The sequence below is a fragment of the Halomonas sp. MCCC 1A11062 genome (genome assembly GCF_021404355.1).
GTDB classification, from domain to species: Bacteria; Pseudomonadota; Gammaproteobacteria; order Pseudomonadales; family Halomonadaceae; genus Halomonas; species Halomonas aerodenitrificans.
Map to the genome: position 1 here is coordinate 212375 of NZ_JABFTW010000003.1, position 12934 is coordinate 225308.

Below are 12934 nucleotides of genomic sequence, written 5' to 3' on the forward strand. Positions count from 1 at the left end.
CAGGAACCGGAGCATATGGGGTATATGTGAGGATTCCGCGCACCGCGCAACGCAGCGATTCGCTCGCGCAGCCATTTGTGCAGTGTTTCCCTAACGAAAGCGCCGCCTCAAGGGCGGCGCTTTGCGTTCTGCTTGAACTATCCGTGGATAACGAGGATCAGTGAGTGTCGCGGATCACGTCGGCCCCTTCGGGGATCTGGAACGCGAAGCGACGCTCGTCGATGGCGTGGTTGGTGCGCACGTCGCTGAACTCAATGACGGTCTCCTGGCCGGTGCTGTCGATCATCTGCAGGGCCGCCAGCTGCTCGCCGCGGAAGGTCATCTGCAGCTCTTCGAACAGGGTGTCCGGCGATCTCGGCACCAGCCGGAAGCTCTCGCCACCGCCCTCCTGATGGCGTGTGACCTCGTAGCTATCGGTCAGCTCGCGGGCGCTACCCGACAGCAGCAGCGCCGGGGTGTGGGTGACCCGCTGGTCGAGCGCCTGTACGGTGACCTGCTCCAGATCGGGATCGTAGAGATAGACCTCGCTGCCGTCGGAGATCACCTCCTGCTGATAGGGCGCCGCGACCTCCCAGCGGAACTTGCCGGGACGCGACAGCCACATCTGGCCGTTGGCCTGCTGCAGACGCTCCCCACTGCCGTCGAGGATCAACTGCTCGAAGCGCGCCTCGAGGGTTTCCAGTGGCTCCAACAGACTGGTCAGCCGGTCGGCACCTTCGCTGGCCAAGGCGGCTGCCGGCATGACGAGGGTAAGGGCCAGTGCAGTTAGGGTCTTCTTCACACTCATCGTCTCTCTCCCTGGGCGGGTCCTGAATGGATCCTGTCACTCGGACCCGCTACGTGCCGGCGGGTTGCATTGCCCGCCGGCACTTTCATGATTGATGCATGGTTGTCGCCTGTCGCCGACGGCGATCAATTGCCCACTGGCGGCGGCGCCAGCACTTCACGACCGCCGTTGGTGCCCATCGAGGAGACCACGCCGGCCGCCTCCATGGCTTCCACCAGGCGCGCCGCGCGGTTGTAGCCGATCTTGAAGCGCCGCTGCACCGCCGAGATGGAGGCGCGGCGACTCTCGGTGACGAACTGTACCGCTTCGTCGTAGAGGGCATCCTGCTCGGCATCGCCGCCACCCTCGCCCATATCGGCCTCGAGCCCGGTCAGGGCGTCGGCCGAGACGCCGCCGGAGAGGATCTCGTCGACGTATTCCGGCTCGCCGCGACGTTTCCAGTCCTCCACCACCCGATGCACCTCGTCGTCATCGACGAAGGCCCCGTGCACCCGGGTCGGCAGCCCCGAACCCGCCGGCAGGTAGAGCATGTCGCCATGGCCCAGCAGATTCTCGGCGCCCCCCTGATCGAGAATGGTGCGCGAATCGACCTTGGACGACACCTGGAAGGCCATGCGGGTGGGGATGTTGGCCTTGATCAGACCGGTCACCACGTCAACCGAGGGGCGCTGGGTGGCCAGTATCAGGTGGATACCGGCGGCCCGCGCCTTCTGCGCCAGACGCGCGATCAGCTCTTCGACCTTCTTGCCGACGATCATGAACATGTCGGCGAATTCGTCGATCACCACCACGATGTAGGGCAGTTTCTCCAGTACCGGTGGGGCTTCGTGCATCTCCCACGGCTGCGGCTCCCACAGCGGGTCGGCCACCTGGGCGCCGGCACGCCCGGCCTCGTCGAGCTTGCCGTTGAAGCCGGCGATGTTGCGCACGCCCATGGCCGCCATCAGCTTGTAGCGCCGCTCCATCTCGGCCACGCACCAGCGCAGCGCGTTGGCGGCCTCCTTCATGTCGGTGACCACTGGGGCCAGCAGATGCGGGATGCCGTCGTAGACGGAAAGCTCCAGCATCTTGGGGTCGACCATGATCAGGCGCAGCTCGTCCGGTGTGGCCTTGAGCAGCATCGAGATGAGCATGGCGTTGACGCCCACCGACTTGCCCGAGCCGGTGGTACCGGCCACCAGCAGGTGAGGCATCTTGCCCAGGTTGGCCACCACCGGGCCACCACCGATGTCCTGGCCCAGCGCCAGGGTCAGTGCCGAAGCCTCCTGCTGGTAGCGGTCGGAGTCGATCACTTCGCGCAGACGGATCATCGCCCGGTGCGGATTGGGAATCTCGATGCCCACCGTGGGTCGCCCGGGGATGACCTCCACCACGCGCACGCTCTTGACCATCAGCGAGCGCGCCAGATCCTTGGCCAGGTTGCTGATCTTCGACACCTTCACCCCGGCGGCGGGCTTGATCTCGAAGCGGGTGATCACCGGCCCCGGCCAGGTGTGCACCACCTCGGCCTTGACGCCGTATTCGCGCAGGCGGGTCTCGAGCAGTTCGGCCATGTCGGCCAGTTGCTGCTCGGTGTAGTTCTGCTGATGCGGCTCCGGCGGCGTGAGCAGGCGCAGGCTGGGCAGCTCGCCGTCCGGCTCCGGCATGTCGTCGAGGGTGGGCCGCTGGCTCTGCAGATGCTCCACCGTCCAGAGCGTGGGGCCATCGGGCTCCGCTGCCGCGGCACGTGCCTGTTCGGCGGTGGCGACTCTGCCGCCACTTTCGCTCTCGTCTTCGCTCTCGTTTTCTTCCTCGTCATCGATGAACGTCAATGAGGGCTCATCGGTGGCAGCCGACCGGCCGGCCGACTCACGCCAGGCCCGCAGACCCTCGGCCTGATCGGTATAGGCAGTGGGGCGTTGCGCAGCGCTGGCCGTCTGAGGCGGCATGGCCTCGTCCGCATTCGCCTCGTCGAGATCGCCATCGTCTTCGAAGTCGTCGCCACCGACGTCGTTCCAGTTCAGCCGCGGCTCGTAAGCATCGGTCGACTCTTCGGGCTGCAGATCGCCGAGCCCTGGCTCGCGCCGTGCTTCCTCACGCCGCACTTCCCCACGCGGTGCAGCAGGCTCGGGGGCTGCGGGCTCCGCCGTGGACGACACCGTCTCGGGATCGGGTGGCTGGAAGCCGGGAGAGGTAGCCTTGGCTGCCGGCGTCTGAACGTCATCGGTGGCGCGTAGCGGCATGGCGGCGGTAGGCAGCGGTTCGTCGTCGCGGCTGGCCTTGAGCGCAGCGGCGGCAAGCGGCCCGGCGACAGCCGCACCCGGTGCCGCCGCCATCGTAGCGCCGGCGGCAGCCACAGAGGCAGCAGCAGGCCGCGCCCCGGCGGCCACGTCGTCACGACGGGCCGTATAGGCGGCATCCGGCCGCTTCGCCGAAGGCGTACGCTCGGGCACTTCCCAGGGAATATCGGTATCGCCGTCGTCACCGAAGGTGGGCTCGAGCCCCGGTTCACGCAGCGAAGGCACCTCGGCATCGGCTCCGCCGCGACGCCGCTGCCAAAACCGCCAACGCCGCGGCGCCGGCTCGGCTGCTGCCTCAGCGTCGTGTTCCGTCTCGTTCTGCTCCTGGTCATCGCCCTCGCGCCAGTGCGGTTCATGCCGCTCGCGCACCAAACCGAACGGAGAAGCCGCCCAGCGCCACAGGCGCAGGAAGCGATAGCCGAGCTCATCCATGACGGCCAGCCAGGAGAGCCCGGTGAAGAGCGGGAAGCCACACAGCATGGCCGCCACCGCCAGCAGGCCGGTGCCACCCGAGTCGACCAACGGCACCAGAGCGCCTACCAGCCCCTCGCCCAGGATGCCGCCCGAGGCATAGGGCAGCACGCTGTTCGGGCTGTAGAAATGCAGCGCCCCCAGCGTGGTGGTGCCCAGCAGCAGCAGCACCAGGCCGCCCAGGCGAACGGCAACGGCCGTGGCGTCCCATTCGATCTGCACGCGGCGATGGCGAATCAGCCACCAGCCGGCAAAGCCCAGCATGCCGGGCCACCACAGCGCACTGGCGCCGAACAAGGAATACAGCACGTCGGCCAGCCAGGCACCGAAAGGCCCCATCCAGTTACCAACCTCGGTTTCCGGGCCGCGACGCGACCAGCCGGGGTCGGTGCCCTGATAGCTGAACAGCGCCAGCAGCAGAAACACGCAGGCAGCCAGCAGAAGAATGATTGCCCCTTCCCGGGCCACGCCCTGCAGGTGAATTGCCAGGCGTGTGGTCGGCTGCTGGGGGCTCTCCTCCGTTGCGCGCCGCGGCACGCCTCTTTCCTTTGCACTCAACTCGCCAACCCCCTCGCACCGTTACGGCAACGGTGCCTTTCTCGACTTGCACGAAGCAGATTGAATTCAGCCGCCATCATACCGGGAGTACAGGCCTCGGCACAGTGGTCACGCAGGTCGCTTGAGCCAAATCGGCTGCGGCGTCAGACTAGAGGTATTCCTGCTGACGAGGAGCGCCATTCGATGCTGTCCTGGCTTCCCGCGCGTCCCGTGCGTTTTCCTCCCGTTTCGCACGCGTTGCGTGACCCGGAAGGCTTGCTGGCAGCGGGCGGCGAACTCACGCCCGAGTGGCTGTTGGCGGCCTACCGGCACGGCATCTTTCCCTGGTACAGCGATGACCAACCCATCCTGTGGTGGTGCCCGAACCCGCGCATGGTGCTGTTCCTCGACGAACTGCGCATCGCTCGCAGCCTGGACAAGCGGCTACGCAACGGCGGCCTTCGGGTCACCTTCGATCGCGCCTTCGCGGCCATCGTCAGAGCCTGCGCCGAGCCCCGCCAAGGTCAGCCGGGCACCTGGATCACCGAGGAAATGCATGCCGCCTACGTGACGCTGCATCGCCTCGGCTATGCCCGCTCGGTAGAGGTGTGGCGCGGAGCCGAGCTGGTCGGCGGTCTCTACGGCGTGGCCATGGGACCGGTATTCTTCGGCGAGTCGATGTTCTCGCGGGCCAACGATGCCTCCAAGATCGCCCTCGTGCATCTGGTACGCGCCATGCGCGCGGGCGGCGGGCGCCTGATCGACTGCCAGATGCATACCCGCCACCTCGCCAGCCTGGGCGCACGCGACATCGCTCGCACCGAGTTCATCAACTATCTTGAATCATGTCTGGCGACGTCGGAACATAAGGATAGCCAATATCCCCTGCCCTGCTGGGGGCTACCCGATGACTCATCCCGCGTCGAACCCCTGACGGCACTCACTTAAGGAGGCGACCCCCGTGAGCAGCAATGCGCCTCGTCATCCGATAAGGGATCTGCGCTTCTTCCTGACCGTACCGCACGCCTGCAGCTATCTGGAAGGACACGAAGCCACGACCCTGTTCCTCGATCCCCAGGAGTCGCATGGGCAGGGCATCTACGACTCGCTGGCCCTGCTCGGCTTTCGTCGCAGCGGACGGCACCTCTACCGCCCTCACTGCGAGGGCTGCAGCGCCTGCGTCTCGGTGCGCATACCGGTCGACGACTTCCAGCCCAGCCGCAGCCAGCGGCGGGTCGCCAGGCGCAACGGGGACTTGTCGCTGGTCGAGCGACCGGCGCTGTTCGACGTAGAGCACTACGCGCTCTACGAGCGCTACATCCAGGTACGCCACTGGGATGGCGACATGTTCCCCCCCAGTCGCGAGCAGTACCGCACCTTCCTGACCCTCGACGAGCCCTACTCGCGGCTGCTCGAGTTCCGCCAGGATGGACGCTTGATCGCCGTGTCGGCCTTCGACCGCCTGGAGCACGGCCTCTCCGCCATCTACACCTTCTTCGACCCGGACCCGGACTACGACCGGCGTTCGCTCGGGACCTTCGCCGTACTGAGCCTGTTGAATCTGGCCTACCGCGAGGGGCTGCCCCACGTCTATCTGGGCTACTGGATTCGCCAATGCCGCAAGATGGCCTACAAAGAGGCCTACCGCCCGCTGGAAGCACTGGAAGGGCGGCACTGGCGGCGCCTGTTACCCACTTCGTCCTCACCCTGACACGGCCCGCTTTGCCTTGACGCCCGGCTTGCGGCACAATATCGCGCTATCCTAGGGACGGGCGCGCCGTTCATCGGTGCGCTCGGCGCCCTGTCGTACGGTAGCCATGGCGCCTGGGGCTCATGGCATACGAAGTCATGCATACATCGTCATCAGCGAGGAACCGCCTATATGGCACGTGAAGACCATATCGAAATGGAAGGCGTCGTCGTCGATACCCTTCCCAACACCACCTTTCGCGTCGAGCTGGAAAACGGCCACGTCGTGACCGCCCACATCTCGGGCAAGATGCGCAAGAACTACATCCGCATTCTCACCGGCGACAAGGTCAAGGTCGAACTGACCCCCTACGACCTGACCAAGGGCCGCATCGTCTATCGCTCACGCTGAGCGAACGCGGGCGCCTGGCAGCGACGCCGCCCTCGACACGACAACGCCCCGTCCGGAGACAGGGCGCTGTGCGAGGTCGAAACCACCCTGGGCTCAGGGCGCGTCGGCCATTTCCGACTCCGTGGAGAGATGCAACTCACCATCCTCCACCGTGACGTGAACCACTCCCCCGTGCTCGGATAGCTCCCCGAACAGGATCAGCTCCGCCAACGGCTTCTTGAGTTTCTCCTGGATCAGCCTCGCCATGGGCCTTGCGCCCATGCTGGGGTCGTAGCCCTTCTCGGCCAGCCAGTCTCGGGCGGCGATGTCCACATCCAGCTGTACCCGCTTCTCGTCGAGCTGCGCCTGCAGCTCCACCAGGAACTTGTCCACCACGCTGCGCACCACCGAGGTGGGCAGAGAGTGGAACTGGATGATGCCGTCCAGGCGGTTACGGAACTCCGGCGAGAAGGTCTTGCGAATCACCTCCATGGCATCGGTGGAGTGATCCTGGCTCTGGAAGCCGATGGAGCGGCGAGCCTGCTGCTCGGCACCGGCATTCGAGGTCATGATCACGATCACATGGCGGAAGTCCGCCTCGCGCCCGTTGTTGTCGGTGAGCCGGCCGTGGTCCATTACCTGCAGCAGCAGGTTGAAGACCTCCGGGTGCGCCTTCTCGATCTCGTCGAGCAACAGCACGCAGTGCGGCTGCTTGGTGATCGCCTCGGTAAGCAACCCGCCCTGGTCGTAGCCGACGTAGCCCGGGGGGGCACCGATCAGCCGCGACACGGTGTGGCGCTCCATGTACTCCGACATGTCGAAACGCACCAGCTCGATGCCCATGATGCGTGACAATTGACGCGCCACTTCGGTCTTGCCCACCCCGGTGGGGCCGGCGAAGAGGAAGCTGCCCACCGGCTTGTCGGGGGACTTGAGACCGGCCCGCGACAGTTTGATGGCGGCAGAGAGGCTGTCGATGGCCTCGTCCTGACCGAACACCAGCATCTTCAGGTCGCGGTCCAGGTTCTCGAGCAGCTTGCGGTCGGAGCTGGACACACTCTTGGGCGGAATCCGCGCGATCGACGCCACTACGGCCTCGACCTGGTCCACGTCGATGGTATCGACCCGCACCTCCGGCGGCAGCAGGCGCTGATGCGCACCGGCCTCGTCGATCACGTCGATGGCCTTGTCGGGCAGATGGCGATCGTTGATGTAGCGATCCGCCAAGCGCGCCGCGCTCTCCAGTGCCGCGTCGGTGTACTTGAGGCGATGGTGCTCCTCGAAGCGCGAGCGCAGCCCCTTGAGGATGCGGATGGTGTCGTCCACCGAGGGGGCCATGACGTCGACCTTCTGGAAACGACGTGCCAGCGCCCGATCCTTCTCGAAGATGCCGCGGAACTCCTGGAAGGTGGTGGAGCCGATACAGCGCAGCTCACCCGAGGAGAGCAGAGGCTTGAGCAGGTTCGAGGCATCCATCACGCCGCCGGAAGCCGCTCCGGCACCGATCACGGTGTGGATCTCGTCGATGAAGAGGATCGAGTTGGGCTGCTTCTTGAGCTCCGCCAACAGGCTCTTCAGACGCTTCTCGAAATCGCCGCGATACTTGGTGCCGGCCAGCAAAGCACCCATGTCGAGGGCGTAGACCACGGCATCGCCGATGACCTCGGGCACGTCCTCTTCGACGATGCGCTTGGCCAGACCCTCGGCGATGGCGGTCTTGCCCACGCCGGCCTCGCCCACCAGCAGCGGGTTGTTCTTGCGCCGGCGGGCAAGGATCTGGATCACCCGCTCGAGCTCGTGCTCACGCCCGATGAGCGGATCGATCTTGCCCATCCGCGCCTGCTCGTTGAGGTTGGTGGCGTAGCCGGTCAGCGGGTTGGCGCTGGTCTCGCCGCCGCCCTCTTCGGCCTCTTCGCTATCGCTGGGCGACGACGAAGGATTCTGGCCGTGTCCCGCCACCTTGGAAATTCCGTGGGCGATGTAATTCACCGCATCGACCCGGGCCACGTTTTGCTGCTTGAGGAAGTAGACCGCCTGGCTCTCCTGCTCGGAGAAGATGGCCACCAGTACGTTGGCCCCGGTCACTTCGCTCTTGCCGGAGGACTGCACGTGGAACACGGCACGCTGCAGCACGCGTTGAAAACCCAGGGTCGGCTGGGTCTCGCGGTCGCTCTGATCCTCGGGAATCAGCGGAGTGGTGGAATTGATGAAATCCTGCAGGTCGGACCGCAACTTGTCGAGGTTGGCCCCACAGGCTCGCAGCACGTCTGCCGCTGAGGCATTGTCGAGCAGCGCCAGCAGCAGGTGCTCCACGGTCATGAACTCGTGCCGCTTGGAGCGGGCCACGGTAAATGCCGTGTTCAGGGTCAGTTCAAGTTCTTTGCTCAGCATGGCAGTCCCCTTCTCGCCGCTTAGGGCTTGCATCGGATCTTTCGTGGTCCGGCACCTTCAACATCGGGCACAAACGCTGCCGTTGCAAGTCTCTTCACTCAACGACTGCCATTCCTGTCCCGTCTCGAGCAGGCCGGGAGTCGTCAGTCCGTCGCCTCGATGTCGCTGAGCAACGGATGCTGACACTCTCTTGCATATTGATTGACCTGATGACTTTTGGTTTCCGCGATGTCGCGGGTAAATATGCCGCAGGTCGCCTTGCCTTGGGTATGCACCGTGAGCATCACCTGCACGGCGGTCTCGCTGTCCATGTGGAAGAAGCTCTGCAGCACCTCCACCACGAACTCCATGGGGGTGTAGTCGTCGTTGTGCAGCACCACCTTATACATCGGCGGGCGCGCCACCTCGGGGTCGGCAGGCTGCACGGCGAGATCGCCGTCATCCTGTTCTTCGGGACGCGGCGGTCGCGTCATGCCTGCCACGACACCGACCGACTCCCATGCGCTCGGGTCTTCAATCTCGAACATAAAAGCCACACACCATCTCGACAAGCCGGTCATCTGGCATCTCAGGTTAGACGAGAACAGACCGGCAGGGTTCAGCTTGATACGTAAAAGGCCCCCGTCCGCCAGGCGGACGGGGGCCCGGTGGGTCGACGAGCCGCTTACATGTTGTCCGCAACCGCCTGACCGAACTCGGAGCACTTGAGCAGCTTGGCATTGTCCATCAGGCGATGGAAGTCATAGGTGACCTCGCCCTTGGCAATGGCCTTCTCCATGCCCTTGAGCACCAGGTCGGCAGCCTCGACCCAGCCCATGTGGCGCAGCATCATCTCGGCAGAGAGAATCACCGAACCGGGGTTGACCTTGTCCTGACCGGCGTACTTCGGCGCGGTGCCGTGCGTGGCCTCGAACATGGCCACGGCGTCGGCCAGATTGGCACCCGGCGCAATGCCGATACCGCCCACTTCCGCCGCCAGGGCGTCGGAGAGGTAGTCACCGTTGAGGTTCAGGGTGGCGATGACGTCGTACTCGGCCGGACGCAGCAGGATCTGCTGCAGCATGGCGTCGGCGATGACGTCCTTGACCACGATGTTCTTGCCGGTCTTGGGGTTCTTGAACTGCATCCACGGACCGCCGTCGAGCAGCTCGGCACCGAACTCCTGCTTGGCGACCTCGTAGCCCCAGTCCTTGAAGGAGCCCTCGGTGAACTTCATGATGTTGCCCTTGTGCACCAGGGTCAGCGACTCACGGTCGTTGTCCACGGTGTACTGCAGAGCCTGACGCACCAGACGCTTGGTACCTTCCTCGGAGACCGGCTTGACGCCGATGCCGCAGTTCTCGGGGAAACGAATGTTGGTGACACCCATCTCCTCGCGCAAGAACTTGATCACCTTGTCGGCTTCCGGGGTGCCGGCCTTCCACTCGATGCCGGCGTAGATGTCCTCGGAGTTCTCGCGGAAGATCACCATGTCGACGTCGGCAGGCTTCTTCACCGGGCTCGGCACGCCTTCGAACCAGCGCACCGGACGCAGGCAGACGTAGAGATCGAGCTTCTGACGCAGGGCCACGTTCAGCGAGCGGATGCCACCGCCCACGGGCGTGGTCAGCGGACCCTTGATGGAGACGACGTACTCCTGGACGGCCTCCAGGGTCTCTTCCGGCAGCCAGGTATCGGCGTCGTAGACCTGGGTGGCCTTCTCGCCGGCGTAGACTTCCATCCAGTGGATCTTACGCTCGCCGTTGTAGGCCTTCTGCACGGCAGCGTCGATGGCAATCTTCATCGCCGGTGTGACGTCGACGCCAATGCCATCACCCTCGATGAACGGGATGATCGGATTGTTCGGTACGTTCAGGGTGTTGTCGGCGTTGACGGTAATCTTCTCGCCGCCTTCAGGGACGACAATTTTCTGATACCCCATGAGAACTCCCCTGTCTGGTATGTTCAGTGGAGCGCGGAGTATAGCATCGTCCACCCTGACCGGCCCATATGACCTAAGGACCCCCACCCGCCGGTGGGCGGATGGGGGTCGATGGTCAGCGCCTGAAGGTGCTAGCGCGACATCAGCCCTTGGCCACCAGCGCCAGGGCCTCGTTCAAGGTCTTGCTCGGACGCATGGCCGCGCGAGCCAGCTCAGCGTCGGCATGGTAGTAGCCGCCGATATCGACCGGCTGGCCCTGCACGCCATTCAGCTCGTCGAGAATGGTCGCTTCGTTGGCTTGCAGGGTCTCGGCCAGGCGGCCGAACAGCGCCTTGAGGTTGGCGTCCTGGTCCTGGGCGGCCAGGGCCTGGGCCCAGTACAGGGCCAGGTAGAAATGGCTACCCCGGTTGTCCAGCTCACCAACCTTGCGCGAGGGCGACTTGTCGTTCTCGAGGAACTGACCGGTGGCCTTGTCCAGCGCATCCGCCAGCAGCGCGGCGCGATCGTTGCCGAAGCGCTTGGCGAGATGCTCCAGGGAGGCGGTCAGCGCGAGGAACTCGCCGAGGCTGTCCCAGCGCAGGTGGTTTTCCTCGAGCAGCTGCTGCACGTGCTTGGGTGCCGAGCCGCCGGCGCCGGTCTCGAACATGCCGCCACCGGCCATCAGCGGCACGATGGAGAGCATCTTGGCGCTGGTGCCCAGCTCCATGATCGGGAACAGGTCGGTGAGATAGTCACGCAGGATGTTGCCGGTCACCGAGATGGTGTCGAGGCCACGGATAACGCGTTCCAGGGTATAGCGCATGGCCCGAACCTGGGACATGATCTGGATGTCGAGACCGCTGGTGTCGTGATCCTCGAGGTAGGTCTTCACCTTCTTGATCAGCTCGTTCTCGTGCGGGCGGTAGGGGTCGAGCCAGAACACCGCCGGCATGCCGGAATCGCGGCAGCGCTCCACGGCCAGCTTGACCCAGTCGCGGATCGGCTCGTCCTTGACCTGACACATCCGCCAGATATCGCCCTTTTCAACGTTCTGGGACAGCAGCACCTCGCCGGTCTCCAGGTCGGTGATGTTGGCGACGCCGTCCGCCGGCACCTCGAAGGTCTTGTCGTGGGAGCCGTATTCCTCCGCCTTCTGCGCCATCAGGCCGACGTTGGGCACGGTGCCCATGGTGGCCGGGTCGAAGGCGCCATGCCATTTGCAGAAGTTGATCATCTCCTGATAAATGCGGGCGAAGGTGGACTCCGGGATCACCGCCTTGACGTCCTTCATGCGGCCATCGGCGCCGTACATCTGGCCGCCGGCGCGGATCATGGCGGGCATCGAAGCGTCGACGATCACGTCGCTGGGCGAGTGGAAGTTGGTGATGCCACGGGCCGAGTCCACCATGGCCAGCTCAGGACGCTGGTCGTGGCAGGCGTGCAGGTCGCGGATGACCTCCTCACGCTGGGATTCGGGCAGGGTGTCGAGCTTGTCGTAGAGGTTCACCATGCCGTTGTTGACGTCGACACCCAGCTCATCGAACAGCGCGCCGTGCTTCTCGAAGGCATCCTTGTAGAAGATCTTGACGCAGTGGCCGAAGACGATCGGGTGCGAGACCTTCATCATCGTGGCCTTGACGTGCAGGGAGAACATCACACCGGTCTTGCGCGCGTCCTCGATCTCACGCTCGTAGAATTCGCACAGCGCCTTCTTGCTCATGAACATGCTGTCGATGATCTCGCCTTCGAGCAGCGCGACCTTGGGCTTGAGCACCAGCGACTCGCCGCTCTTGGTGATCAGCTCCATCTTCACGTTGCGGGCGCGATCCAACGTCATCGACTTCTCGCCGTGGTAGAAGTCGCCGCCGTGCATGTGCGATACGTGAGTGCGCGAAGCCTGGCTCCACTCACCCATGGAGTGCGGATACTTGCGGGCGTACTCCTTGACCGCCTTGGGTGCGCGGCGGTCGGAGTTACCCTCGCGCAGCACCGGGTTGACGGCACTGCCCTTGACCTTGTCGTAACGCGCCTTGATCTCTTTCTCTTCGTCGTTCTTCGGCTCGTCCGGATATTCCGGCAGCTTGTAACCCTGCCCCTGTAGCTCCTTGATCGCTGCCCTGAGCTGCGGCATGGAGGCACTGATGTTGGGCAGCTTGATGATGTTGGCTTCCGGCGTCTTGGCCAGAGCGCCCAGTTCGGCGAGGTGGTCCTCGACGCGCTGCTCGGCGGTCAGGTAATCGGGGAACTGGGAGAGAATCCGAGCCGCCAGGGAGATGTCCCGGGTTTCCACCTCGATACCCGCGGCGTCGGTGTAAGCGTCGATGATCGGCAACAGCGAATGGGTCGCCAGCGCAGGCGCTTCGTCGGTGAACGTATAGATAATCTTCGGCGTTTTTGACATGGTGGCTTTGATCTCTCTGGTCGCTGCGGTGGCAAATAACTGGAACGGTTGCGCGCACTCACGATGCCTGAAACGGGGTCCCTGGGTG

9 protein-coding genes are annotated in these 12934 nt (G+C 64.7%); 3 read left to right on the top strand and 6 right to left on the bottom strand.

Annotated elements, in window-relative coordinates:
• Nucleotides 1-157: 157 nt before the first annotated feature.
• Both lolA and HOP58_RS05115 read right to left on the bottom strand, forming a co-directional pair.
• On the bottom strand, nucleotides 158-787 hold the full coding sequence (gene lolA / locus HOP58_RS05110) for an outer membrane lipoprotein chaperone LolA (RefSeq protein WP_234254218.1): 630 nt from the start codon (nucleotides 785-787) through the stop codon (nucleotides 158-160).
• A gap of 125 nt (nucleotides 788-912) precedes the next feature.
• The gene (locus tag HOP58_RS05115) at nucleotides 913-4074 is read right to left on the bottom strand and encodes a DNA translocase FtsK (RefSeq protein WP_234254219.1); all 3162 of its coding nucleotides are present in this window, start codon (nucleotides 4072-4074) and stop codon (nucleotides 913-915) included.
• A 204-nt stretch (nucleotides 4075-4278) separates the two neighbouring features.
• On the opposite strand from HOP58_RS05115, the gene aat reads away from it, so the two are divergent.
• The 3 genes from aat (at nucleotide 4279) to infA (ending at nucleotide 6175) form a co-directional block, all read left to right on the top strand.
• A complete protein-coding gene (gene aat, locus HOP58_RS05120; RefSeq protein WP_234259733.1) occupies nucleotides 4279-5022 on the top strand; it encodes a leucyl/phenylalanyl-tRNA--protein transferase in 744 nt (247 codons plus the stop codon).
• Between the two features lie 13 nt (nucleotides 5023-5035).
• A complete protein-coding gene (locus HOP58_RS05125; RefSeq protein ID WP_010627818.1) occupies nucleotides 5036-5785 on the top strand; it encodes an arginyltransferase in 750 nt (249 codons plus the stop codon).
• A gap of 171 nt (nucleotides 5786-5956) precedes the next feature.
• Nucleotides 5957-6175, top strand: a complete 219-nt coding sequence (gene infA, locus HOP58_RS05130) for a translation initiation factor IF-1 (protein WP_010627817.1) — start codon at nucleotides 5957-5959, stop codon at nucleotides 6173-6175.
• A 93-nt stretch (nucleotides 6176-6268) separates the two neighbouring features.
• Here the strand turns inward: infA and clpA are convergent, their stop codons facing one another.
• The 4 genes from clpA to HOP58_RS05150 all read right to left on the bottom strand — a co-directional run bounded on the left by clpA (nucleotide 6269) and on the right by HOP58_RS05150 (nucleotide 12846).
• On the bottom strand, nucleotides 6269-8545 hold the full coding sequence (gene clpA / locus HOP58_RS05135; protein ID WP_010627816.1) for an ATP-dependent Clp protease ATP-binding subunit ClpA: 2277 nt from the start codon (nucleotides 8543-8545) through the stop codon (nucleotides 6269-6271).
• A 143-nt stretch (nucleotides 8546-8688) separates the two neighbouring features.
• Nucleotides 8689-9018 carry an ATP-dependent Clp protease adapter ClpS gene (clpS, locus tag HOP58_RS05140; protein ID WP_035590819.1) on the bottom strand — a complete coding sequence of 110 codons (330 nt, stop codon included), beginning with the start codon at nucleotides 9016-9018 and terminating at the stop codon, nucleotides 8689-8691.
• Nucleotides 9019-9209: 191 nt separating this feature from the next.
• Nucleotides 9210-10466, bottom strand: coding sequence for an NADP-dependent isocitrate dehydrogenase (gene icd, locus HOP58_RS05145; protein ID WP_010627814.1), 1257 nt, complete (start codon nucleotides 10464-10466; stop codon nucleotides 9210-9212).
• Nucleotides 10467-10608: 142 nt separating this feature from the next.
• Nucleotides 10609-12846 (bottom strand): NADP-dependent isocitrate dehydrogenase, encoded by a 2238-nt coding sequence (locus HOP58_RS05150; protein WP_234259734.1) that lies wholly within the window; start codon nucleotides 12844-12846, stop codon nucleotides 10609-10611.
• Nucleotides 12847-12934 lie beyond the last annotated feature (88 nt).